General features: G+C 32.4%; 28 protein-coding genes. 20 read left to right on the top strand and 8 right to left on the bottom strand.

The window, feature by feature from the left end; translation table 11 throughout:
- Positions 1-11: 11 nt before the first annotated feature.
- Both ACSG5Z_RS04265 and ACSG5Z_RS04270 read left to right on the top strand, forming a co-directional pair.
- The gene (locus tag ACSG5Z_RS04265; RefSeq protein WP_435710739.1) at positions 12-878 is read left to right on the top strand and encodes an ABC transporter permease subunit; all 867 of its coding nucleotides are present in this window, start codon (positions 12-14) and stop codon (positions 876-878) included.
- A gap of 1 nt (position 879) precedes the next feature.
- A complete protein-coding gene (locus tag ACSG5Z_RS04270) occupies positions 880-1,884 on the top strand; it encodes an ABC transporter permease subunit (protein ID WP_435710740.1) in 1,005 nt (334 codons plus the stop codon).
- Positions 1,885-1,927: 43 nt separating this feature from the next.
- On the opposite strand, the gene ACSG5Z_RS04275 is transcribed toward ACSG5Z_RS04270, so the two are convergent.
- Together ACSG5Z_RS04275 and ACSG5Z_RS04280 are read right to left on the bottom strand one after the other, a co-directional pair.
- On the bottom strand, positions 1,928-3,628 hold the full coding sequence (locus ACSG5Z_RS04275; RefSeq protein WP_088609701.1) for a pyruvate oxidase: 1,701 nt from the start codon (positions 3,626-3,628) through the stop codon (positions 1,928-1,930).
- 82 nt (positions 3,629-3,710) lie between these two features.
- Complete coding sequence (locus ACSG5Z_RS04280) at positions 3,711-4,448, bottom strand: ZIP family metal transporter (RefSeq protein WP_435710741.1); 738 nt, start codon at positions 4,446-4,448, stop codon at positions 3,711-3,713.
- A gap of 135 nt (positions 4,449-4,583) precedes the next feature.
- Here ACSG5Z_RS04280 and ACSG5Z_RS04285 point away from each other — a divergent pair, with 135 nt between their 5' ends.
- The 3 genes from ACSG5Z_RS04285 (at position 4,584) to ACSG5Z_RS04295 (ending at position 7,026) form a co-directional block, all read left to right on the top strand.
- On the top strand, positions 4,584-5,372 hold the full coding sequence (locus tag ACSG5Z_RS04285) for a class I SAM-dependent DNA methyltransferase (RefSeq protein ID WP_088609703.1): 789 nt from the start codon (positions 4,584-4,586) through the stop codon (positions 5,370-5,372).
- Between the two features lie 48 nt (positions 5,373-5,420).
- The gene (locus ACSG5Z_RS04290) at positions 5,421-6,050 is read left to right on the top strand and encodes a DUF2185 domain-containing protein (protein ID WP_435710742.1); all 630 of its coding nucleotides are present in this window, start codon (positions 5,421-5,423) and stop codon (positions 6,048-6,050) included.
- A gap of 112 nt (positions 6,051-6,162) precedes the next feature.
- The gene (locus ACSG5Z_RS04295; RefSeq protein ID WP_435710743.1) at positions 6,163-7,026 is read left to right on the top strand and encodes an MBL fold metallo-hydrolase; all 864 of its coding nucleotides are present in this window, start codon (positions 6,163-6,165) and stop codon (positions 7,024-7,026) included.
- Positions 7,027-7,192: 166 nt separating this feature from the next.
- Here the strand turns inward: ACSG5Z_RS04295 and ACSG5Z_RS04300 are convergent, their stop codons facing one another.
- On the bottom strand, positions 7,193-8,146 hold the full coding sequence (locus ACSG5Z_RS04300; RefSeq protein WP_435710744.1) for a nucleoside hydrolase: 954 nt from the start codon (positions 8,144-8,146) through the stop codon (positions 7,193-7,195).
- Between the two features lie 21 nt (positions 8,147-8,167).
- Entirely contained in the window at positions 8,168-8,770 is a 603-nt protein-coding gene (locus ACSG5Z_RS04305) for a DUF2441 domain-containing protein (RefSeq protein ID WP_262746958.1), read from the bottom strand.
- 212 nt (positions 8,771-8,982) lie between these two features.
- Between ACSG5Z_RS04305 and ACSG5Z_RS04310 the strand changes: the two genes are divergently transcribed.
- From ACSG5Z_RS04310 to ACSG5Z_RS04335, 6 genes are all read left to right on the top strand, one after another.
- A complete protein-coding gene (locus ACSG5Z_RS04310; RefSeq protein ID WP_435710745.1) occupies positions 8,983-9,468 on the top strand; it encodes a DUF2798 domain-containing protein in 486 nt (161 codons plus the stop codon).
- 181 nt (positions 9,469-9,649) lie between these two features.
- Entirely contained in the window at positions 9,650-10,075 is a 426-nt protein-coding gene (locus tag ACSG5Z_RS04315) for a DMT family transporter (RefSeq protein WP_435710746.1), read from the top strand.
- A 19-nt stretch (positions 10,076-10,094) separates the two neighbouring features.
- Positions 10,095-10,787, top strand: coding sequence for a Crp/Fnr family transcriptional regulator (locus tag ACSG5Z_RS04320; RefSeq protein ID WP_060488718.1), 693 nt, complete (start codon positions 10,095-10,097; stop codon positions 10,785-10,787).
- A gap of 19 nt (positions 10,788-10,806) precedes the next feature.
- Positions 10,807-11,277, top strand: a complete 471-nt coding sequence (locus ACSG5Z_RS04325) for a DMT family transporter (protein ID WP_327957724.1) — start codon at positions 10,807-10,809, stop codon at positions 11,275-11,277.
- Between the two features lie 585 nt (positions 11,278-11,862).
- Positions 11,863-12,270, top strand: coding sequence for a GNAT family N-acetyltransferase (locus tag ACSG5Z_RS04330; RefSeq protein ID WP_088063328.1), 408 nt, complete (start codon positions 11,863-11,865; stop codon positions 12,268-12,270).
- A gap of 269 nt (positions 12,271-12,539) precedes the next feature.
- A complete protein-coding gene (locus ACSG5Z_RS04335) occupies positions 12,540-13,142 on the top strand; it encodes an MBL fold metallo-hydrolase (RefSeq protein ID WP_435711252.1) in 603 nt (200 codons plus the stop codon).
- A gap of 123 nt (positions 13,143-13,265) precedes the next feature.
- On the opposite strand, the gene ACSG5Z_RS04340 is transcribed toward ACSG5Z_RS04335, so the two are convergent.
- A complete protein-coding gene (locus ACSG5Z_RS04340; RefSeq protein ID WP_088063330.1) occupies positions 13,266-13,889 on the bottom strand; it encodes a TetR/AcrR family transcriptional regulator in 624 nt (207 codons plus the stop codon).
- Between the two features lie 116 nt (positions 13,890-14,005).
- On the opposite strand from ACSG5Z_RS04340, the gene ACSG5Z_RS04345 reads away from it, so the two are divergent.
- Positions 14,006-16,237 (top strand): MMPL family transporter, encoded by a 2,232-nt coding sequence (locus ACSG5Z_RS04345; RefSeq protein ID WP_435710747.1) that lies wholly within the window; start codon positions 14,006-14,008, stop codon positions 16,235-16,237.
- Positions 16,238-16,284: 47 nt separating this feature from the next.
- On the opposite strand, the gene ACSG5Z_RS04350 is transcribed toward ACSG5Z_RS04345, so the two are convergent.
- Positions 16,285-16,467 (bottom strand): DUF4021 domain-containing protein, encoded by a 183-nt coding sequence (locus ACSG5Z_RS04350; protein ID WP_215563225.1) that lies wholly within the window; start codon positions 16,465-16,467, stop codon positions 16,285-16,287.
- A 186-nt stretch (positions 16,468-16,653) separates the two neighbouring features.
- Here ACSG5Z_RS04350 and catA point away from each other — a divergent pair, with 186 nt between their 5' ends.
- The 3 genes from catA to ACSG5Z_RS04365 all read left to right on the top strand — a co-directional run bounded on the left by catA (position 16,654) and on the right by ACSG5Z_RS04365 (position 19,116).
- Complete coding sequence (gene catA, locus ACSG5Z_RS04355; RefSeq protein ID WP_435710748.1) at positions 16,654-17,304, top strand: type A chloramphenicol O-acetyltransferase; 651 nt, start codon at positions 16,654-16,656, stop codon at positions 17,302-17,304.
- A gap of 220 nt (positions 17,305-17,524) precedes the next feature.
- Entirely contained in the window at positions 17,525-18,451 is a 927-nt protein-coding gene (locus ACSG5Z_RS04360; RefSeq protein ID WP_435710749.1) for a GNAT family N-acetyltransferase, read from the top strand.
- A 152-nt stretch (positions 18,452-18,603) separates the two neighbouring features.
- Positions 18,604-19,116, top strand: coding sequence for a GNAT family N-acetyltransferase (locus ACSG5Z_RS04365; protein WP_435710750.1), 513 nt, complete (start codon positions 18,604-18,606; stop codon positions 19,114-19,116).
- Positions 19,117-19,155: 39 nt separating this feature from the next.
- Here ACSG5Z_RS04365 and ACSG5Z_RS04370 read toward each other — a convergent pair whose 3' ends face one another.
- Entirely contained in the window at positions 19,156-20,043 is an 888-nt protein-coding gene (locus tag ACSG5Z_RS04370) for a DMT family transporter (protein ID WP_435710751.1), read from the bottom strand.
- A 171-nt stretch (positions 20,044-20,214) separates the two neighbouring features.
- Here ACSG5Z_RS04370 and ACSG5Z_RS04375 point away from each other — a divergent pair, with 171 nt between their 5' ends.
- The 5 genes from ACSG5Z_RS04375 to ACSG5Z_RS04395 all read left to right on the top strand — a co-directional run bounded on the left by ACSG5Z_RS04375 (position 20,215) and on the right by ACSG5Z_RS04395 (position 24,378).
- The gene (locus ACSG5Z_RS04375) at positions 20,215-20,775 is read left to right on the top strand and encodes a helix-turn-helix domain-containing protein (protein WP_000581036.1); all 561 of its coding nucleotides are present in this window, start codon (positions 20,215-20,217) and stop codon (positions 20,773-20,775) included.
- Positions 20,776-20,809: 34 nt separating this feature from the next.
- Positions 20,810-21,757 (top strand): hypothetical protein, encoded by a 948-nt coding sequence (locus ACSG5Z_RS04380; RefSeq protein WP_435710752.1) that lies wholly within the window; start codon positions 20,810-20,812, stop codon positions 21,755-21,757.
- Positions 21,758-21,923: 166 nt separating this feature from the next.
- A complete protein-coding gene (locus ACSG5Z_RS04385; protein WP_000424361.1) occupies positions 21,924-22,073 on the top strand; it encodes an aspartyl-phosphate phosphatase Spo0E family protein in 150 nt (49 codons plus the stop codon).
- Positions 22,074-22,188: 115 nt separating this feature from the next.
- Positions 22,189-22,917 carry an alpha/beta fold hydrolase gene (locus ACSG5Z_RS04390; protein WP_435710753.1) on the top strand — a complete coding sequence of 243 codons (729 nt, stop codon included), beginning with the start codon at positions 22,189-22,191 and terminating at the stop codon, positions 22,915-22,917.
- A 60-nt stretch (positions 22,918-22,977) separates the two neighbouring features.
- Positions 22,978-24,378, top strand: a complete 1,401-nt coding sequence (locus ACSG5Z_RS04395; RefSeq protein ID WP_435710754.1) for a protoporphyrinogen oxidase — start codon at positions 22,978-22,980, stop codon at positions 24,376-24,378.
- 60 nt (positions 24,379-24,438) lie between these two features.
- Here the strand turns inward: ACSG5Z_RS04395 and ACSG5Z_RS04400 are convergent, their stop codons facing one another.
- Complete coding sequence (locus ACSG5Z_RS04400; RefSeq protein WP_435710755.1) at positions 24,439-24,987, bottom strand: hypothetical protein; 549 nt, start codon at positions 24,985-24,987, stop codon at positions 24,439-24,441.
- Positions 24,988-25,154: the final 167 nt, after the last annotated feature.

Here is a 25,154-nt window from a genome sequence, read left to right on the forward strand (position 1 = left end):
GAGAAATCGTTATGTTGATGCGAATTGTTAAATGGTGGGGGGTTACTTGTTTACAGCTAGTAGCTGCTATTTTATGCATAATCTGCCTAGGTGCACTGTCACGTTTATTTAAGGGATTGCAAATTGATTTAATTGGTTTTTGGAACACGATTGTATTTCTTGGAGGGAAGTTACTTCAACCGGGTGAAATAACATATGGATTTCGGGACTCAAGAAAATTATTTCCGCAAATATGGATTCATTATATTGAAACAATGACTGTATTTCTCTCAGCGTTTTTACTATCTTTGCTTATAGCGTATGTACTTGTCGTTTGGGTATTGCAGCGTTCTCATATGAAGCAAAGAATATGGAACGGGGTTTTTCTTACGCTGGAGAGTATACCGGATATATTACTTATATTAGTATCACAACTTCTTGTCGTAATTCTTTTTCAAAAAACAGGATTTATGCCGGTCAAACTGGCTGGATTAGGGGAAGAAAGAATACGTTTGTTACCGATCATATGTCTTACAATACCAACAACTTTATTGTTTATTAAACTGTTGTTATTACGATTTAAAGAAGAGTTAGAGAAAGATTATAGTTTGTTTGCCAAGAGTAAAGGATTAAGCTTACAGCATATTTTGACACATCATATTTCAAGAAATGTTTTATTAACGACAATTTATTATGCGAAAACAAATATTTTATTTATGCTTTCAAATTTATATATTATCGAATGGATATTTAATACATATGGTATGTTTGTTTTTGTAAAAGAAAATTCTAAATTAGAAATATTTACAGTGAGTCTAGTAATATTATACGTACCGCTTTTTATACTATTTCGTATATTACATACGCTCTTACAAAATGTGATAAAGGAGCGTGTGTAGCATGTGGCAAGTTGTAAAAAGAGATGTGAGATTTTGGATAGGTATTACTTTTTTGAGTGTACTAATGATTGTTAGTATTGGATATACGTTGTTTTTTGATGGGAATATTCGTGAACTTACGATGATGTATAACGAAAAAGGAGAACTAGAGGCAGCTCCATTTTCACCATCAAGTAAATTTTGGTTTGGAAGTGATGTGAAAGGCCGCGACCTTGTTCAATTAATAATAGAAGGCGCGAAATGGACAGTTGGAGCGAGTATAATTATAGCGATTTTACGAGTTATAGTTGGAGGGGGAGTTGGTTTACTTCTTGGTATGTATGGTAAACGTTCTTTTCCAGTTATTTCATCCTTTTTTGATCCTTTTAGTATTGTACCAATGGTCATGATTTCTTATTTTATGTTAAATGAAGTTTTAACGTTTGACAGTGGAGCGGAAGTTGTGCCGTTATATTTGCGCGTGGCATTTCAAATTATAGTTCTTGTATGTCTTGCTGTACCAACGGTTATGTTGTATGTAGCACAAGAAGTAAAACGTATTAAGAAAGAGGAATTTATGTTGGCAGCTACTGTGCTCGGCGGAAGTAAGTGGCATAGGTTGAAGCGCCATATATGGCCGCATATGTTACCACCATTTCTTTTATTAGTAGCTCAACAATTTGTAAGTACTTTATTGCTTCTTTTACACCTTGGTTTGTTGCAATTATTTTTTGGTGGAACTATAACCTTCAGTGGAATGGATCCAGATAGTGTAACAAAAGAATGGACTGGCCTAATTGGTCAAAACTTCCGTCACTTAACTACACATACATGGATTGTACTTATACCAATTGCTTTTTATAGTATGACAATTTTAGCGGGAAATCTAGTTAGTAATAGTATGCAAGATGCGATTAAACTAGGAAATGTAAAAATACCAAAGAGCAAGGATAAAGGAGTAAAGGAAGAGAAACGAATCCAAACTAATGTGAATGATTTTTCTTTTTATAGAGAAATACAAAAATAAAAGAGATAGCTGAAGACAAATCGTTTTCAGCTATCTCTTTTGTTTATAGTGGAGGTAAATCAATCTTACCTTCTTCAAATAATTCTTTTATCATATGCTTCGTATAACCAGCGGCTTGACCAAAGGTGATTTTTGCTGGCATTGGTGCTTCATTTACATCTACAACTACATCAATAATACACGGACTATTTTGTTTTACCGCACTTTCGAAAGCAGGAAGTAGTTCATCTAAATTCTCAACACGGTATCCAATACCTCCGCACGCCTCTGCGTATTTTGCAAAATCAGGGTTTGTTAAGTCTGTACCAAATTCGATATTCCCCATAACTTCTTGTTCGAATTTAATCATGGCGATTTTATTATTGTTTAAAACGACGACAACGATTGGTAGTTTATATTTAACAGCTGTTACGAAATCGTTCATTGTCATTCCAAAACCACCGTCACCACAAACCGCAAATACTTGTTTATCCGGGAAAGCAATTTTTCCAGCAAGTGCACCAGGTAAACCGCAGCCAAGTGTTGCGAGCCAGCTAGAAATAATAAATTGCTGATTTGTCATACGAAAGTGCCTTGCTGTCCATACTGTTACATTTCCGACATCGACTGATAATATTGCATCATCATGAGCTACTTGTTGCAGTGCATGCATAACGCGTTGTGGTTTAATTGGAGTAGAAGAATCTTCTTCTTGATTGTGTAATTTTTCTTCCCACTTTTTCATCATGTCTTGGTGATTCTCTAAGAAGGAATGGTCCTCGTGTTTTTCTACATTTTCAATTAACCATTTTAATGTTTTATCAGCATCACCAGCTAAGCCAATATCTGTTACGTAACGTTTTCCGATTTGGGCAGGATCAGTATCGATATGAATTGTTTTTGCTTTTTCGGGCAAGAAACCTGTGAACGGATAGGATGTACCAATCATAATTAAAGTATCCGCATGTTTCATTGCTTCATAAGAAGGTTTCGTTCCAATTAATCCTAATCCACCGATACAAAGTGGATGTTCATCAGGAATAATTCCTTTAGCTGGCAATGTAAGTACGATTGGAGCACCAATATGTTCTGCGAAAGTAAGTAAAGATTCTCTCGCGTGTTTCGCACCTTTTCCCGCTAGAATAACAGGCTTTTTCGCTTCATTTATTGCGAGTTTGGCAGCATGTAAATCTTTTTCTTGCGGAAATAATTCAGGTAATGTAAAAGAAGTATTTGTAACACGAGCACCACTTTTCACTTCGAATTTCGGAACATCATCTGGAATCGTAAGAACAGATACACCTTTTTTCGTATAAGCCATTCGAATCGCTTGATTCACGACAGCAGGCAACTGTTCTGCTGACATAATGCGCTGGTTATATACCGCAACATCATCGAATAATCTTTCTAAGTTTATTTCTTGGAAAAAATCCGTCCCGAGTAAATCTGTTTCTACTTGACCTGAAATTGCTAGAACAGGGGCTTTATCGAGTTTAGCATCATATAAACCATTTAATAAATGAATAGCACCGGGCCCTGCGATTGCCATACAAACGCCGAGTTTCCCTGTTAATTTCGCATAGGCAGCTGCTGCAAGTGCACCAGCTTCTTCATGGCGCACTTGAATAAATTTGATTTTATCTTGTTTTTTTCGTAAAGCTTCAATTATAGAATTGATGGAATCTCCAGGCATTCCGTATATATGTTCTACTCCCCAGTCAATTAAAAGGTCAACTAGTGCTTCACCGGCTGTTTTCCCAAACATAATTTTTCCTCCTTATAATTAGGTAGATACTATTATGTTTTGGAGAAAAAGGAAAAATATACAAATGATAATATTATTATCTTTAATGATGACCAGCGAATAGTGTAAATACTGTTATTAGTAAAAATCCACTAGTTGCCCATGTTAAAAATGTCAAGAAAGAGAGCTGTCTCTTTGCTTTCCAAAGCATTTCATGAATTGTAACATAGCCAAGGGAACCGATAGCACTTCCCATAATGAGCCCTTGTAGATGAAGAGCTTTTCCTTCCATCAAAATGCCAAAAACAGTACCGGTACCGAGAATAAGTGAAAGTAATAAAGTTGTTAGTAAAAATGAAATATATTTATGCTTTGTAAAGAGAAAGGGGATAATTAAAGCTAATCCTTCAGGAATATGGTGAACAACGATTGCTATTAAAAAAGGAACTGCAGATTCAGCATGATTAATAAAAGCTGTACCTAAAGCAAATCCACTTGGCAAATTATGAATAAATATAGCAAAAGAAAGAAAAAGGAAAGTTTGCCATGCTTGTTGATTTTTTTTATGTATCATTGGATGATGACAATAGTTATCTAATAAGCTCATAACTAAAATACCGATAGCTATACCAAGTATAGGCCCAATTATTTCAAAGCTTGAAAATGTTTCAGGAATTATTTCAAGGGATAAAAGCCCAAGCAAAATTCCGCCGCATAATGCATATAAACGATGCATTTTTTCTTCAATTAGCTGGCGTGTAGCAATGCCAACAGCACCGCCTAATAGTAATCCACCAAATGAAAAAAACGTAACAATCATTGGAATCCATAATCGTTCCATCGTATCACACTCCGATTCTTCCACTTATTTTTAGCTTACGAAAAGGAAAGTTAGATTAGTCCAAGTAATTATGTTTGATTATAGAGAAAAAACTAATAATTCGTTATAATTTATATATTAAACTTAAGTGGAAATATGAAATGGGGAATACGTTTGCAAACAAAATGGAGTCTATCTGAATACGAAAATCCAAAACGATATGATATAGAAAATAAAAGTCTGTCAGATTTTCCGTTCTTACTATCATGGGCACAAAAACTAAATATACAAAATGAATGGATTCTAGATATTGCCTGCGGAACAGGAAGGGTTACAATTCCATTTATAGAAAACGGATATCAAATGATTGGTGTAGATATACATGAAGGTATGCTTGCTGAAGCGAAGAGAAAATCTATGGATTGTAAAAAAGTAAAATGGTTACAACAAGACTGTTTACAATTAAAGATTGAAGAAACAATTCTGTTAGCATTTATGGTTGGTCATGGATTTCAACACTTTCTTACGAATACAGATCAAAATAAGTTATTAACATCTATTCATCATGTGTTAGCTGATAATGGTATATTTATATTCGATACACGTTTTCCTTCAAAAGAAGAATTAATACAACCATCTACAGAAGAATATTGGACAACTATTAGTGATGAAAAGGAAAGAAAATGCGATCTATATACTGAAATGACATACGATTCAATTCAGCAAATACAGCATTACATAACAACAAGAAGATTTTATGAGGGTGATATGCAAGTAGAAGAACTGAAAACAACGATTGATCTTCGCTATACGTATCCACAGGAGTTAGAAAGATTATTAGTAGTGAATGGTTTTGAATTATTACATATATATAATGATTGGGAAGGAAATGAGTTAGGGGAAGACTGCTATTCTATGGTAGTAGTTTGTCGGAAGAAAAAATAGTGTTATTTTTAAAATATGAGTGTGAAAAGCTTTTAAGGAGAGAAAAAGATGACTTGGTACTTAGATAATGTTTATGAAATAAATAAAGAAGCGCCCTATACATTCTATCTTCCTAGCTCAGAAGTTTTGGAGAAATTAAAGGTTGGAGATTTGGTAAAGTTAATTTTTGTAACTAAAATCGAAGACGAAGATGGGTTTCATGGTGAACGAATGTGGGTGGAAATCACTGAAAGAAATGAGAAAAAGTTTGTAGGGGAACTGATCAATGATCCATATCGTTTAGATTTAAAAATAGGTGATAAAATTTCATTTGGAATTGAAAATATATGTGATACGGAATATAATGATCCAGCTTCAAAAGATTGGGATTTTTATTTTGATACGAAGGTAATTGTTAGTGATGATGTACTTGAAAAAAGAGAATTTAACTTTATGCTTAAAGAGGGTTCAAGAGAAGAAGGTGACTCTGGTTGGTCAATATTGAGTGGCTATGAAAGTGATGACTATGTCAATAATCCTAAAAACTTTCAAATTATTTCAATTGGAGTCATTTTGAATATGGATGATTCTATTTTAAACTTTCTTGAAGAACCACCTTTATGTGCATATGAAAGAAATGATGAAGGTAGATTCTATAAAATTGAAGACTATGATTGGGATGCTTATTTAAATGGATAGATGAAGTTACTATGTTCTAAAGAAAGCGATATATATTATTTCATGCTATGTGCTGGATGAAGGTTTTACAGATAATAATTGAAGAGAATAGTAATAAATGGAGGGGTTTGTAATGCAGCAAATTAAAAAAATAGGAAACTCATTTTGGTATATGACACCAGTTTCTGAAACAGATAGACCTATATTAGGAATGGTCGTTGGACAAGAAAAAACTTTAATGATTGATGCAGGGAATTCAGAAGAACATGCACAATTATTTTTAGAAATGCTAAAAGAACAGAATGTATCAAGTCCTGATTTCGTAGCATTAACGCATTGGCACTGGGATCATATTTTTGGGTTGCCTGTACTACAAGATGCATTAACTATTGCGCATGCAGAAACGAAGAAAGAAATGCAGCCACTAGTATCTTATGAATGGACAGATGAAGCGTTGGACGCACGCGTAAAAGATGGTACTGAAATTGCATTTTGTGCAGATTGCATTAAAAAAGAGTTTGAAGAAAAAGCGAGAAATATTAAAATTATTCCTCCGACCTTAACGTTCCAGGATCAAATTGAATTAGACCTTGGTGAAGTGACATGCGTGTTAAAACATGTCGGCGGAGATCATGCACATGATTCAGTTGTTATTTACGTGAAAGAAGAAAAGATTTTATTTTTAGGAGACTGTATATATGCAGATATCTTCTCTTCAAAGTGGAACTATTCGATGAAACGAACGTTTAAATTAATAGAAGAGTTGGAGGCATTTGATGCTGAAACTTATATTCTTTCTCATGGGACAGCTATAAGTCGGGATGAGTTTTTACAAGAAATGCATTTGTTAAAAACAGTAGGAACTTATACAGAAATTCATAAAGGCGATGAAGAAAACATAAAGACAGCGTATAAACGAGACGTAAATAGAGAATTAAATGAAGATGAATTAGAAACAATTACGTTTTTTGTAAATGGTTATGAAATGAATAATTAGTAAGACACTACACTAATCAAATATAATTAAACTGCATAAAAAGAGTATTGAAAGTTAATTCAATACTCTTTTCAATAGTTAAATATGTAGTTTCAAACAAATTCTAAATATGGGGTTTATCGTCTGAAATAATGCCATTCTATTTATTTTTCATATAGATAGTGGTTCAAGTGGAAGCTTTCTTCGCTAATTCAGTTATATAGTTAAAAAATCCATTGTGGTTTACATCATATACTACATTTACAGGTCGTCCGTCAACAGTTTCCACTGTACGCCCCTGGCTAGGTCCATATGTATGAATAATACTATTAATTGTTTGTAATTTTACAAGGTCAGATTTCCCGATAAAGGCAGCAGTTAATACATCCCACAAATAGTAAGTAGAGTTAGTTGAGAAATGAACGAGGGGAGGAACCATTGCATAGCATTGACCAAGAAAATCAACACCAATATATTTACGCTCTTTTGCCCAACTTTCACGTATGTCTATAGTTAATGGAACTTGGTTTGTACTTTCTAGCGTTACTAAGTCGATTTTAATTTTTGATTCCCACACACGAGCTACTGCTTCAGGATCCCAAAACGAATTCCACTCAGCCGTTCCATCATGTTCTGGTTCATGTACATTGCCGGCAGTACGAAATGTTCCTCCCATCCAAACAAGGCGCTCAATTTTCCCCTCGATTACAGGTGCTTCATATAGTGCACGCGCTAAATCGGTAAGAGGCCCTGTAAATAATAAAGTTGTTTTCTCTTCAGTTTGTAGTAGGGTTTCAATTAAATGATGATGTGCAGGTTTTTCTACTACGGGTGTTACAACTTTTCCAGATTCATTTAAAATGGGTAAAGCATCTACATAAAATGCATGCATCCGCCAATCTTTTGGAAATGGATTTTTTGCACGGGAATTTGATGCAGCTACTTCAATATTTCCTTTGCCGAAACGATCAATAATTTTGCGACTTGCAGACATTGCTGGTTCTAAATAGCAATCTGCAGGGATAACTGAAACACCTATTAGCTTGACATTATCCATCTGGAGTAATAAAAATAGTGAAATTAAATCATCAACACCACCATCATGATTGAAGTACACTTTTTCCCTCATTGTAATCTCCATCCTATATGATTTAGTAAGGAATTAAATATGAATTGTGGAAAAATCATCAATGATTTCCACCACTTCACTTTTTCCATTAATCAGTAATTCCGGAAGTTCATTATTTACAGTTCCTTTCCAATACTCTCTTGCTTGTTCAATTTTTTGAGAGAAAGGAATACCATCTTCTTTCGGTAAAAGATTTCCGTCACCTTCAAAACAATTTCCAATTACTCGTAGTTTAACAATCTGCAAAACTTCTCGATTGTAAGAATCAAATAATGCTTTCCATTTTAAAGCATCTTCATAGCTCTTTGCAGCATATAAACAAGATAATCTTGAAGGGTATTCAGGGAATTCTTGTAGTCTTACCATTTCTACAATCGTTTCTCTAACGGCTCTAATTGTTTGATCCATATAATTCATAACTACTTTAGCATTTTCATTCTTTATATGTAATTCTTCATTTTTATAGTGGTTATTTATAATTTTTATGCCATCTTCACCACTAGAATTTAATTGTTCTCTTTCAAAAAAGAACCGATATAGAGTATTAGTTTGATTTTTACCGAAATGAATGATTTGTCCAATATTCATTTTTTCCCTTGTAACGATGTGGTATACGTAAAATTCTATGTCATTCATGGTTATCCTCCTAGTAGTAATGTATTTTAATGTTAAATTTAGTAATTCAACATTGAAATATATAAAACCTTTATAAGTAAGAGTGAGAATTTGATCAGAAAGTATAGTGAATATATGAAAACGCTTTAAATTTGTTCACGAAATGTTCACTTACGAAGAGGTTTCCATAATCGATATAATGACAAAGACTTAAACAGAAAGGATGATAGAAATTGCCAACAACAAGAAAGGAAAACCTCCAATTTGGTATGATGATGTGCCTTGGGATGGTTATTGTAATGACGTTTTATAATGTATTACTGAATGGAGCAGGAGGGCCAATTCATATTAAGGAGATCGCATTAGAACTAATAATTGGATTCATTATTGCATTATTAATTGAAATATGTATCGTTGGACCTTGTGCGAAAAAATTTGTATTCATGTTACCGTTTGATAAATCGAAGAAAATAAATATTATAGTTGCGATGGCGACAGCTATGGTAATCGGAATGGTTTTCTTTATGTCTTTTTACGGAATGGCTATGATGTATTTACATGGTGGATTACAAGGAAACTCATTTGTATCGATGTATTTTTCAATTTTCATTAAAAATTTCATTTTGGCGTATCCATTACAATTAATTATTATGGGGCCACTTGTGCGTTTCTTATTTGGAAAGTTTGTTATGAAGAATAAACCTGTTAATATAGCGTAGTTATAAATATTAAAATATTATATAACGATAAAACAATAAAAAACACATCTCAAATATTTTGAGTTGTGTTTTTTATTGTTCATTTGTAGCTATTTTCATACTGATGTGACATTTGTCCTTTTGCCTTTATAGGATTATAGCTTTTAATTAAGTCAGAAATAGAAGATTAGGAGATGATTTTTTGAAAGGCGTTGTATTTGCTATTTTAGCTGGCGTATTTATTACACTTCAAGGTACATTTAATGCAAAACTTAGTTCACATATCGGTATACGGTCGACAAGTATTATTACGCATTTAATTGGATTCATTATTGCAACAACAATATTTTTGTTAAAGAAAGAAGAGAAAATTGCGGATTTAAAGGATGTGAAAAAAATATATTTAGTAGCTGGTGCACTTGGCGGATTAATTATTTGTGCAGAAACAGTAGCGATACATGCAATGGGAGTTACATTAACAGCTGGAACACTTATGGTTGCTCAATTATTAACAGCAACTCTAATTGAAATGAAGGGATTATTTCAAATAAAAAAGATACAGATGGAGAGATATCATATTGTGGGAACAATAGTAATGATTATAGGTATTGTTGTATTTAATATGTAAATGAAAGGAGGAAATGAAAATGGAGAATAGATCAGATTTAATTATCCATTATTTGAAAACTAATAAAATGCTTGAAATTTTTTCAGAGATAGATACAGCTTATTTTCAAGTAAATCATTTTGAAAAAGGCGAGCTTATTTGCAATATAGATGACGCAATGGATCGTTTATATTTTGTTGTTAAAGGTAAAGTAAAAGTTTATACGATTACACCAGAGGGAAAGAAACTGATCCTTCGTTTTATCAATCCATTGGCAGTTGTTGGTGATATTGAATTAATACAAAATAGCAAAGCGCATAATGTCGTTGAAGCTTGTTCAGATGTTATAGCCATCTCTATTTCTCATGCTGTAATTAGAAATAAGTTATTACATGATCCTATATTTATGAACTTCTTGCTTGAAAACATTGCAAACACATTAAAAATATCGACTCGTTTTACAGCACTTAATTTACTTTATCCAGTAGAAGTACGTGTAGCTAGTTATTTACTTTCTATTTCTACTGATAGTAACGGGAATATGTATAAAAAAGATTTGGATGCAACTTCGATATCAAGTATTGCGGATTTTATAGGAGTAAGTTATCGGCACGTAATTCGGGTGTTACAAAAATTTTATAAAGAAAAATTAATTGAAAAGAGAAATGGAGTTATTGTAATTAAAGACTTTTTTAAAATGAAGGAAGTTGCTAAAGATAATATTTATGAGTAATGAAAGGGAGAGGAAGATTTTGATTGGATTTACTTTAGCTATATTAGCAGGAATATTAATTAGCTTACAATCTGTTTTTAATACGAAAGTGAATGAAAATGTAGGGCAGTGGTTAACAACTACATGTGTTCTTGGAATAGGTCTTATAAGTTCAGTGCTATTTTATATCATTACAGAGAAAAGTATAAGCGTTAATTTTTACACTACAAATTATTTGTTTTATGTAAGTGGGTTGTTTGGTATCGGATTAATTATTTGTATAATGGGTGCAATAAAGAGCTTAGGTCCAGCATATACGGTGCTCATTAGTCTCATAACTCAATTAGTAGTTGCGTTATGTATTGATACATTTGGATTATTTGGAATGGAGAGTATTCCATTACAAATAAATAAATTAGTTGGTATAGGTCTATTAATTATAGGGATAGGAATTTTTAAAAATCTTTTTTCGAATAAGAAATCTATTAAAATAACTGAGGATGAGATTTAAAGAATATAAAGGAAAGGTGTTAATGATCTGATTAAATATTTATGTAGTAGAGAATGCCTTACCTATATGCCCTGTTTGTAAAGGTTTTATATCTATTCAATAAAAAACATGAGTTAGCAATTAGCATAGTTGAAAAGAAGACATCGATATGTCGAGGTCTTCTTTATTTATATTGTTTTGAGGTTATATGAACTTAAGTATTGGAGTATAAGAAGTGGCTTTAGGCAAGAAGAATATGACCAAAAATAAAATATTACTAAACATATATAACTAACGCATGCAATGTCTTTTTCAGTTATTATGTTGTAAATAATTTTATGTTAAAATCTTTTACATAATGAAATAAAGGGGTAGTATTCTATGGGTTATTTCTCAAATAGTTTATTAGTTTTGTTTGTTCTTATCGTCTGCAGTTGTATGATTTTTGGTTGATAAAATAATGATAGATTTATATAAAAGAAGTTAACTGATGTGAGGTTAACTTCTTTTTATTTTATGTTGAGAAGGAGTTATTTTGTTCTTATGGAAGTTTGTTAAAGGTAATTTTATGAAATACAAACAAACGATAGGATAAGGAGTATTTACATGAATAATAGTATAAATTACACAATTGAACACCCAACAGATTTCAATGGATTATTAGCGTTATATGAATCTTTAGGATGGAATTCTCTTAAATTAACGCTCAATGAATTGGAACAAATGTGTAAACAAAGTTGGTATGCAATTTATGCTTTTGATGATAAGAAATTAGTAGGGATGGGGCGTATTATATCAGATGGTGTAATAACAGGCGTTATTTGTGGTATATGTGTATTGCAAGATTATCAGTCCATTGGTATTGGAAAAGAAATCGTAGAACGATTAATCCAGCACTGTGAACTAAATAAGGTTATTCCTCAACTTATGTGTGTGGAAAAATTGCAATCTTATTATGAATCTAAAGGGTTTGAGGTATTCTCTATTGGGATGACAAAACCTAATAAAAGATAGTGTGGCTTTATATTTCCGATGTACTTGTGCATATTTTCAAACTTCATCATAAAGGAGACTGACTATATGGAGATTGCTAAAGGGGTAGAAATGTTACAACTTGAGTTTCAAGAATTTATCCCGCTTTAATGGGCAGTAAGACCCCCACCTCAAAATTCAACGAAAGCAAAGAATTTAGGTGGGGGATCAACTGCCCATAAAAGTCCGATTGGTTCAACTAATAATCAGTTGGGGATGAAGAAAACCCCCACTGATTAAAGTTTCACTTTATTATTCACCCAATTCTTTTATGGGATGATGAAATGGCAGTGTTAATAGATACTGGTTTACCTGGACAATTTGAAGATATACAAATAGAGATGGAGAGAGTTGGAGTATCTTTTGATAAGCTAAAAGTTGTGATTTTGACACATCAGGATATAGATCATATAGGTAGCCTTCCTGATTTATTGGAGAATGGTGTAAGTGATATTAAAGTTTATGCGCACGAGCTAGATAAACCTTATATTGAAGGAGAGTTTCCTTTACTGAAGGATGAACAAGTAAAGAATCCACCAAAAGGAAAAGTGAGTGATATTGTGATTGATGGGCAAGAACTTCCGTATTGCGGTGGGATACTAATTCTACATACCCCAGGACACACTTCAGGTCATATTAGTTTATATTTGAAACAAAGTAAAACCTTTATTGCAGGAGACTCGATGTATAGTGTGAATGGACAGTTAGGAGGAATTCACGTCCCAACAACTTTAAATGTTAAGGAAGCACAGCAGTCTTTGAAGAGGTATTCAAATCTTGATATTGAATCGGTAGTTTGTTACCATGGGGGATTAAGTAAGGAGAATATAAAGATTCAAATTCAAAATTTGTAAAAGTTGAAGAGGAATTTTTTATTAAACTGAGCTGAAGTATAATCTAATTAATAGTAAATAAATAAAAGAGCATGTTTGAAAAAATTCAAACATGCTCTTTTATTCAAGAAAATCTATTTAATATTAATGACCTAACCCGTTCCAATAAAAAGAAACGATTTCTTTTGCTAAGTTATCTATATTTGAAGGAATATCATTATGGCTCTCATCCTTAAAATTTCCCATTGATAATAAAGAAACGAAAGCGTAAGCGGCAAATGTAGCATTTCCTTTTGGGATTTCTCCAATTTGCATTGCGTTATCGAGTGCTTTTTCTAATACTTCATACATGTTGTCTTCAGCGTCTTTTAATTCTTTCAATTGTTCTTCAGATAATGATAGTTTTGCATCTTTCATAAAATTCTTCATATCAATATCCATCGTTGCGTGTAAGTAGACTTTAGCGAAGTCCAATAATCTTTCTTTTAAAGTCTTATTTGTAGAAAGGATTTGAGACATATTCTCGCGTATACGTATCATCATTTGAATCATAGTAGCGGTAAATAAATCTGCTTTTGTTGAATAGTAATAGTAGACGGTTGCTTTCGTAACACCACAAACTTTTGCGACTTCATCCATGGAAACGACTTGATAATTTTGAGTAAGAAATAGCCGAGTTGCCACTTCCAAAATGGTTTCTTTTGTAGATTTTGTATTTTTATTTTGACGAGGCCTTCCGAGAGGACGTTGTTTTTGTTCCAAATCTATTCGCTCCTGACATGTATTGTTGAGATAATTATAACACAAATTTTTATTCATTCTTGATTAATTAACCGACCAGTATATATAATTAATAGTGGAAGAAAAAAGGAAGGTGGGTTTTTATGAAAAAGCACCCGTTACATATGTTAGGGAGGCTTGTAGCAGGGAAGCATACACAATGGATAACTTTATCAGTATGGATTCTTATTACATTATTACTTTCATTTACGTTACCACAAGTAAATAGTACAAAAGAACCGAATCCGAAAAATTTACCTGAAACAGCTATGTCGCAGCAAGCGGAAGCACTTATGAAAAAAGAGTTTCCGAATAATGCAGGGAATCCTTTATTAGTAGTATGGTATAGAGATGGTGGATTACAGTCACAGGATTATAAACTCATACAAGACGTTTATAAAGAATTAAAGGCCAGTCCTTTAAAAGAACAATCAACGTTACCACCATTTGATACAATACCAGAACAAGTATTATCAAAAAGCGCATCAAAAGATGGTACATCATTTGTCACACCGGTATTCTTTAATAAATCTGCCGGAACAGATATATTAAAAGGAAATCTTGAAGATTTAAGAAAGATAGTAAATAGTAAGGTGAAGGAAGATCCATTTAAACAAAAAATAAGTGAATCTGGTTTACATGTTCGATTATCTGGACCTGTAGGTATTCAAACTGATGCGGTTAGCTTATTTAGTCAAGCTGATGTGAAGCTGTTAGTTGCTACTGTACTACTCGTATTAGTCTTATTAATTTTACTGTATCGTTCACCAATTTTAGCAATTTTACCTTTACTTGTTGTGGGCTTTGCATACGGTATTATTAGTCCTACACTTGGTTTTTTAGCTGATCACGGATGGATTAAAGTAGATGCCCAAGCGATATCAATTATGACAGTATTATTGTTTGGTGCTGGAACGGACTATTGTCTATTTTTAATTTCGAGATATAGAGAGTACTTGCTAGAGGAAGAAAGTAAATATAAAGCATTGCAACTTGCAATTAAAGCTTCTGGCGGAGCAATTATAATGAGTGCGTTAACTGTTGTACTTGGATTAGGAACATTATTACTCGCTCATTACGGTGCCTTTCATCGATTTGCGGTACCATTTAGTGTTGCTGTATTCATAATGGGAATTGCTGCTTTAACAATTTTACCAGCGTTATTATTAATTTTCGGTAGAACTGCATTCTTCCCATTTATACCGAGAACAACTTCAATGAATGAGGAATGGGTAAGAAAGAAAAAGAAAGTTGTAAAAGTTAAAAAATCAAAAGGTGCCTTTAGTAAAAAACTTGGAGATGTCGTAGTACGAAGACCGTGGACAATAATTATGCTCACTGTATTTGTTTTAGGTGGATTGGCTTCATTTGTACCACGTATTCAATACACATATGACTTATTAGAATCGTTTCCAAAAGATATGCCTTCACGTGAAGGGTTTACGTTAATTAGTGATCATTTTTCAGCTGGAGAACTAGCACCAGTAAAAGTTGTTGTTGATACGAAAGGAAAAGAGCTTCCTATTAAAGAAGAACTAGAGGGATTTTCTTTTGTAAATACAGTAAAAGACCCAAAAGAGGGTAAAGAAAATAAGCAAATACAAATGTATGAGGTTTCTTTAGCTGAAAATCCATACTCAATTGAAGCGTTAGATCAAATCCCTAAATTGAAAAGTAGTGTAGAAAAAGTATTAAAAGATGCTGGGATTAGTAATGCAGAAGATCAACTATGGATTGGCGGAGAAACAGCATCATTATATGATACAAAGCAAATTACGGAACGTGATGAAGCAGTTATCATTCCAGTAATGATTAGTATTATAGCTTTATTATTGCTTGTTTACTTACGATCAATTGTCGCGATGATTTATTTAATTGTAACTGTTGTATTATCGTTCTTCTCGGCACTAGGAGCAGGGTGGCTATTACTTCATTATGGTATGGGAGCGCCGGCCATTCAAGGTGCGATACCGTTGTATGCATTCGTATTTCTAGTTGCTTTAGGTGAAGATTATAATATCTTTATGGTTTCAGAAATATGGAAAAACAGAAAGACACAAAATCACTTGGATGCTATAAAAAATGGCGTTATACAAACAGGTAGTGTCATTACATCCGCAGGTTTAATTTTAGCAGGAACTTTTGCAGTGTTAGGTACACTTCCAATTCAAGTTCTTGTTCAATTTGGTATTGTAACTGCAATTGGTGTACTACTAGATACATTTATTGTTAGACCATTACTTGTACCAGCAATTACAGTTGTTCTAGGTCGCTTTGCTTTTTGGCCAGGAAAGCTTTCAAGAAAGAGTGAAGAAGTACAAAAGGTGGATGCATAGTTAAGAAAGCCAAGGATATTTTCCTTGGCTTTCTTCTATGTATTTTATTAATTTTTTGAAGTCAAATCATCAGTTACAGCATGATCAGCATCTTCAATAGCAGTTTCTGGCATTCCATATAAGCCGTTCATTGCTTGTTCTTCTACATTAAGGTTTACAGTATTATTATTTTGAATAGGTGTATTGTTTGCGATAGCATTATCTTTTTTATTTACATTTTTGTTATTCATGTTTGAATCCTCCAAACGTCAGTTGATTTATTAATAGTATGTGGTTGGATTTCAATAAATATGTGAATGAATTTTTGTAGATGTTATATAATTAAATAAAAACTTTAACTATTAGGAGTGAACAGGTTTGGTGAAAACAAGAAAGGTAGCCTTCTAAAATAAAAAAATTTTTAGGAGGCTATTACAATGAAGTTTTATATAATTGACAGAGAAAATTGGAATAGAGAGCAGTATTTTGAACATTATTTAAAGTTGAAATGTACGTTTAGTATGACTGTGAATGTTGATATTACGAGGTTATTAAAGGAATTACATCAAAAAGGAATAAAATTTTATCCCGTTTTTATATATTTAATTTCTAGAGTAATAAATAATCATAAAGAATTTCGAACATGTTTTAACGATGAAGGAGTTTTAGGATATTGGGAGGAAATGATACCAAGTTATACAATCTTCCATAAAGATGATAAATCTTTTTCAAGTATATGGACGGATTATTCTAATGATTTTCACATTTTCTATAAAAACTATGAAGAGGATATGAGGTGCTATGCTGGTGTTCATGGTCTCTTCACAAAAGAAAATGTTCCGCCAAATGTTTTTCCGATTTCTAGCATACCTTGGGCTAGTTTTACTGGATTTAACCTTAATATTAATAATGATGGTGATTTTCTATTACCAATTATAACTTGTGGAAAATATTTCACTGAAGAAAATAAGGTTATGCTACCAGTTTCATTACAAGTTCATCATTCGGTTTGTGATGGATATCATGCGAGTCGATTTATAGAGGATTTACAGGAGTTAAGTAATAGTTGCAACGAGTGGCTAAAGTAATATCTAATTTTTAATTATACACAATTGAAAATGAATAAAAAAGGAGAACATGTTTATATAGCATGGTCTCTTTTTTATTCATTAATACTAAGTAACAGTGGAAAATATAGGTTGATTTGTAGTTTAATAGTAAATGAAGCTATTAATTTAATTTTCTTTATTTTATAACTATACGGTTCGCAAAACTTATTATCTTGTAACAATGAAGGAGAAAACAAAAATGATAATAATATCTATAGAAAAAGCTACAATTTTAGATGCTGAAAAGTTAACAGAAATAATGACAAGAACATTTGATGAAGAAGCAAAACGATGGCTATGCGGTCAAGGTGATGTCATTGACTATAACATCCAACCACCAAGCTATTCTTCAGTTGAAATGATGAGATATTCAATCGAAGAACTGGATTCTTTCAAGGTAATAGTGGATGACAAAATAATCGGAGGAATTATAGTTACGATTTCTGGTAAGTCATACGGTCGAATTGATCGTATTTTTGTAGATCCTGATTATCAAGGAAAAGGAATTGGATCACATGTTATTAAATCAATTGAAGTGGAATATCCAAGCATAAGGGTTTGGGATCTCGAAACATCCAGTAGACAACTTAATAATCATCATTTTTATGAAAAAATGGGTTATGAAATAATTTTTAAATCTGAAGATGAGTATTGTTATGTAAAAAGAATAACTGTAGAGTCAGCTAAAGAGAACCTGATTAAAAATAATGATATGAAAAATAGCCAATATGAAAACTGTAATCTAGCAAATACAGAGTATTATCAAGTGAATTTAAAAAACAGTTCCTTTATTGGTAGCAATATGATGAATATGAAGATGAGTAATTGTAATGTGAGTCAATCAAAGTTTAGAAATATAAATTTTAAAAGTTCTTTATATGCCGATTTAAATCTTTCCGGTAGTAAATTTTCTTTTGTGACTTTAGGTGGAGTTCATTTTAAAGATACAAACCTTGGAGAAGGTAAACATCCTATTTCATTTAATAGATGTGATTTGGAAGGTAGTGCGATAAGTAATAGTAATCTGAAAAATATGGAAATAGAAAATTGTGATATAACTGGTATGAAAATAAATGGTATTCCAATTGAAAATCTGCTGGAGTTATATAATAGAGTAAAAAGTTAACCAAATTGTAGATAAGGATAAGCTGTTCATAAATTGGATGTTATACTGAAATGATTATGTAAAAATAACATAAAGAAATATAGAAGAGAAGGGGTTTCACCCAGGGGTCTAGAATGAATAATGTATTGTTATGAATATAGAGGGGAGAAAATATGGAGGTCAAACTAAGAGCGGTAGAAATACAAGATGCTAGAGCAATTCATCGTATATGCATACAAGATGATGTATTACCTTATATGGTTTTCTTACCTAGTATGCGTGTAGATGCGATGGAAAATAGAATTCTTAATTTAGCGCCAAATCAATTTGAATTTGTTGCAGAGTATGATGGAAAAGTTGTTGGATTTGTTGGATTAACCCAAAGCCCAGGACGTAGATCTCATTCGGGGGATTTGTTTATGGGGGTAGATAGTGAATATCATAATAAAGGCATTGGGAAAACACTTCTTACAAAAATGCTTGATTTAGCTGATAATTGGTTAATGTTAGAGCGAGTAGAGCTTGGTGTTTTAGAAACGAATCCGAAAGCGAAATCGCTATATGAAAAATTTGGATTTGTAGAAGAGGGAATAAAAGTAGGGAATTTGAAGGCTCACGGAAAGTTTATTAATGAAATTATGATGAGTCGTTTTAGACCTGATGGTTTAATTGTACATAATGAATAGTGAAAAGCATGACAAATTAATGTCATGCTTTTTTATTTGTTAGTTGTGATTCGGTAGTTTTGGTTGTAATAAGAATAATGCTAAACCAATAAAAATAACTGTAATGCCTAGCCCTTGTTGTAAAGAAATAGTCTCATTTAATATAAAGTACGCTAGTATACAAGTTCCAATCGTTTCTCCTAAAATACTCATAGAGATTACAGTAGCACTCATCCATTTTAATAACCAATTAAAAACTGTTTGCCCTAAAATTGTAGCAATAAATGCTAAGCCGATAAAGCACAACCAAGTTTGTGTAGAGTAATGGATGAAAGATTCTTGCTGCGTGTAGGCAAATATACCGAGAAAACAGGCGCTACTTCCATAACTAATTACCGAATACGGTATAAGTGATAAATCTTTACGAACATGTTGGCTAATGAAAAAGTAAGTGGTAATAATTCCGGCCGCAATAAAGGCTAAAATATCTCCGTATAATGCGTCTCCACTAATTTGGAAGTCTTGCCATCCGATGACGATACTTCCTGAAATAGCGATGAGGCAACCAATGACCGCTCCTTTCGTAAATCTCTCTTTAAATAGAAAGTAACCACCAATCATTGAAAATAAAGGTTGTAACGTTACGATAACTGTAGAACTCGCTACAGAAGTATATTGTAATGATTCAAACCATAGTACGTAATGTGTAGCTAAAAATAGCCCGGATATGAATCCGAATCCCCATTGTCTTCTTGTTACTGTTTTTAGCTCGTTTCGATTATTTTTATTAAATAGTAATAACGGTAACAGAATCAGTGCAGCAAAAAATAAACGGTAAAAAGCAATGATAGCCGCAGGAGCATCTGCCAATTTTACGAAAATTGCTGAAGTTGATAGGGCGAATACGCCGAAAAATAAGATGCAATATGAAAGAATAGGTGATTTCACAGTTTGTCCCTCCGATAGATCGTTTATTATAATGAACTAAATACGATATAATGTACAAAGGTAAGTATATAAGTCCTTAAGGCGATAGGAAAGGATTATTTGCCTTTGTTTACTATGTCAGCACAAAGACAACGAAACATGCAATATGATGAACGAAAGGAAGGTTTTACTATGATACATGATAGACTCGGACAAACTGTATTAAGTTATCGTAAGAAAAATAATATGACAATTCGTGAATTTGCTGATTATGCAGGAATTAGTACTTCACTAATTAGTCAAATTGAACGAGGATATGCGAATCCTTCTTTAAGTGTATTGGAATTAATTGCGAAAGCATTAAATGTACCGCTATTTACACTTTTTATTAATGAGATTGATACAGATTCACTCATTTCTAAGAAAAAAGATCGAAAAAAAGTGTATCGGGAGAACAATGATCACATTGTATATGATGTATTAACACCGGATTTTATGAAAGCACGAATTGAAATGTTAATAATGGATTTAAATAAACAAGCAAACACAACGGAAAGTCACTATTCACATGAAGATAAAGAAGAGATTGCTGTTGTTATGAAAGGAGAAGTGTATGTGGAGTTAGAAGGAAAAGAATATTTTTTAGAAGAAGGCGATGTTGTACGTATTCCGCCAAATGTGAAACATCGCTTTTTGAATAAAAGTGATGAATCCAATCATATTTTATTTGTATTGACACCATCTTTAGGATGAGTATTAAGTGATTTTTATTACGGGGGAAAAATAGATGGAAAATAAAACTGTTTTAAGAGAGGGTCTTTCAATTATTTCTCAGTGTAAAAAACAAACAAATGATATTTGGCATGCGCATTTCGGAGCAGCTGCAATTGCTAGTTATTTTTTTATGAAAGATAACAATATGGAAGAAGAGATAAATCGTAGTATGTATTCTCAAACAAAAATGATGTTGAACAATCAAAACTTAGGTGAAATCATCGAAAGTAAAAAAGAAATTGATTTTCAAAGTGCTGAAAAACTGATTATAAAATCAATGGAGCATACAATTGATGAACTTCATTGGGTGGGGCATAATGTCATTTATGCTGCATTAAGTTTATTAGCTATGAAAGAGTTACAAAAATGGGGGAATAATCAAGCAATTGAAGGGATTACTAACCTTATATTATCGTTTCGAAAAACAATTCCTGGTAGATCGTGGATTGGTTTTACGACGAAGGAAGTAAAACAATTAAGTATAAACGATGAGATAGAAAGTGAATTCAAAAATCCGAAACAATTATCTAAGTTTATTTTAAAGGAGCTCTCGCAATTTAATATTATTTATAGAGCGGAAGCGCATCATGATTTAATTGGTCATTTACTTACTTTTTCTCATGCAATTAATATTATGTATGATTTAGGGCATAGAGATATATTCCAACGAGGGATACGTCCACTGTTAAAACTAGTATACGTGTTACGTGCTAGTCAATATCTTATGCCGAATACTGAAATTAACTTGCACTCACCTATAGATCGTTTACCTTTAATCGAATCAAAACGTGCTTATGTATTACCAACAGAAAATCAATTTTGGCTAAAAGACTATAGTGCGTTTGATTGGGATTTCGGGCATGTTTTTAAATTCTCATATAGTTATTTTGATCATATAAAGAGAGCTCCAGAATATAAAGATATTACATTAGAGAAATTCCGATTTGTTATTAATACATAATGAAGTCTAATGATCTGTATAAAGGGTTAAATTTAAAATTTTTTGTTGATAGTATATTATTTTTTTATTTGTAAGATTTTACATGCTTATTTTACTTTTACTAATTATGTAAATAGGCTATACTAAAATACATATATTTTAGTATTGGAGAGAGAAGTAAAACGACATGGAATTAGTGAAATTGGAAAAAGTCATTGAAATAAAGAAAGAAGAACTTTTATATTTAGTATCGGATTACGGAATTCAACATGAAAAAGTATTGGCATTAAGTCAAGAAATAGACAAATTGATTAATTACTTTATGTTTTTAAAATAAAAAGAACTATGGCATGATTTGAAAATGTTATAGTTCTTTTTTATTTGGAAATTCAGATGTATATTCTATATACTAATAACAGATAGAATATTCTGTTTTTGAAAGAGGGAGATATATGATATTACATACGCACATTTCAGGCGAAGGGGAACCAATTGTGCTTTTACACTCTGGTGGTATGACAGGTTTAGTAGAGTATGAAGAGCAGGTAGCATTTTTTCGAGAAAAAAACTATCAAGTCATTCGTCCTGATTTAAGAGGACATGGAAGATCAGGGGGGACGTTGGAGAATTATTTCCTACGATCTGTAAAGGATTTACATGATACGTTAGTACATTTACAAATTGATAGATGTCATATAGCTGGTGTTTCACTAGGAGGATTAGTCGCTTTATTATTTGCAAAAAAATATCCAGATAAAGTGAGAACATTAACTTTTTCAGGTATTTTTCCGGTTAAGAGAGAAAATTGGGAAGAGTCTCAGGAGTATGAAGCAAAGTGTCATCAGGAATTGATGGAAAATAAAGAAGTTATAACGTATATGAATGAAATTCATGAGAAAAGTGATTGGAAAGCATTACTTGAATCGTGGCAAGTTAAAGATTGGTACCCGTTTGATGAAACAGGTGATGTAGCTAATCTTCAAATACCTACACTTTGTATTGCTGGGGGAGATGCAGAAGATGAAGTTACAGCTACTACAACGTTCAAACAATTAAACGATAATATTCATATTGCTGTTATTCCGTTTGCTGGTCATTTAGTGCATAACGATCAACCAGAAATATATTCGAATATATTGTCTAATTTCTTACAGAATGCACAAGCTGCTAGTCGAATATAAGGACTTTTGGGTATAATAATAAAGGAATTATTAATTGTATCGGTTAGGAGCGCAGTACATATGAAAACAGTTGTTGTTATCGGTGGAGGTATAACGGGACTTTCTACTATGTTTTATTTAGAAAAATTAAAAAAGGATAATAATATCGATTTAAATTTAATCCTTGTAGAAAAAGAAGAGTACTTAGGTGGTAAAATCCACAGTGTAGAAGAAAAGGATTTTATTATGGAATCAGGAGCGGATTCTATCGTTGCTCGTAATGAACATGTTATGCCGCTTGTAAAAGATTTGAATTTAGAAGAAGAAATGGTATATAACGAAACGGGTATTTCTTACATACATTCTGATAATAATTTACACCCAATTCCATCTGACACTATATTTGGGATACCGATGAGTGTGGAGTCATTGTTTAGCAGTACGCTAGTATCAACGAAAGGGAAAATTGTTGCTTTAAAAGATTTTATAACGAAAAATAAAGAGTTTACAAAAGATACTTCACTTGCTGTATTTTTAGAAAGCTTTTTAGGGAAAGAGTTAGTGGAAAGACAAATTGCTCCGGTGCTTTCAGGAGTATATTCCGGTAAATTGAATGAACTTACTATGGCATCGACATTACCGTATTTACTGGATTATAAAAATAAATATGGAAGTATTATTAAAGGTTTTGGAGAGAATAAAAAACAGTTTCAATCAGCAGGAAACAAAAAGTTCGTATCATTTAAAGGTGGACTATCTACGATTATTGATCGTTTAGAAGAAATGCTGACTGAGACAGTCGTTAAGAAAGGCGCTGTAACGACTGCCGTAAGGAAACAAGGTGATCGCTATGAAATCTCCTTTGCAAATCATGAATCAATCCAAGCTGATTATGTTGTTTTAGCAGCTCCGCATGATATCGCAGAAACTTTATTACAGTCTAATGAGTTAAACGAGCAGTTTCATACATTTAAAAACTCATCTCTTATAAGTATTTACTTAGGATTTGATATACTTGATGAACAATTACCGGCGGACGGCACAGGATTTATCGTAACGGAAAACAGTGATTTACATTGTGATGCGTGTACATGGACAAGCCGGAAGTGGAAGCATACATCGGGAAAACAAAAGCTATTAGTAAGAATGTTTTATAAGAGTACAAATCCAGTATATGCAGCGATTAAAAATTATAGTGAAGAAGAATTGGTACAAGTCGCTTTATATGATATTGAAAAGAGCCTGGGAATTAAAGGGAAACCAGAAGTAGTTGAAGTTACAAAGTGGAAAGATTTAATGCCGAAATATCATTTAGAACATAATCAAGCTGTTCAAATATTACAAGAAAAAATGACGGATCTTTATCCTAATGTATACTTAGCTGGAGCCTCATATTACGGTGTCGGAATTGGTGCGTGTATTGGAAATGGGAAGAACACTGCAAATGAAATAATTGCAACATTAAATGAATCGTCAAACTAACATAGAATAAATAAATAAATAAATAAAATGTCCCTCCAGTATATTGGAGGGACATTTTATTTATTTCACTTGAATTGAAATTTTTTTATTAATTGTATTATTCTCAGTAATCGTTAATGCTATGTTCCCAGATTCTTTAAATGAATATGATGAGAGTTGATAAAGCTCTTTTATGCCATGTTTCTCTTTTAATTTATTGGCTGGAAGTGATGTTATGTTCGGTTTCCATGTTTCCTGTTTACCCGAAGGATAGTTAACTATTATTTCTGGATTATTTAATTGCATTACTTCCCAAGAGGCAAAATGTAGTTCAACTTCTGTATCTTTCTTTAGTAATACTTCTGAGAAATATCCAAGCTCTCCGACATTACCGAAAACAGTAAAGTTTTGATTTTGTAACGTGATATCTAAATGTTTAGGTTGATAGGTTGCTGCGTGATAGATTCCATATGAAAGCGAAAGAGTGGAAGCGATTAACATGCCGATTGAAAATGTCATAAAGCTATTACCTTTAAAACTAGTCATCATGAATGAATTTGGGGCGAACTTTTTTGCAAATAAAAATATGAGTAATATGAGTAAGAGGGATAAGCCGATGAATATATACATAGAACATTTACACCTCCACAGTAAAGTTTTAACTATATTTTACCATAAATGTATGGGGGGAGGGTGTTGTTTTAGAAGAGAAAAGTGAGCATGGAATTGAAATTATAAGACGGAGTGTTGAAAATGAAAATAATACAATTAACTTTTATAAATGAAGGTAAGAGCGG

Source organism: Bacillus pretiosus (assembly GCF_051294775.1).
Lineage (GTDB): Bacteria > Bacillota > Bacilli > Bacillales > Bacillaceae_G > Bacillus_A > Bacillus_A wiedmannii.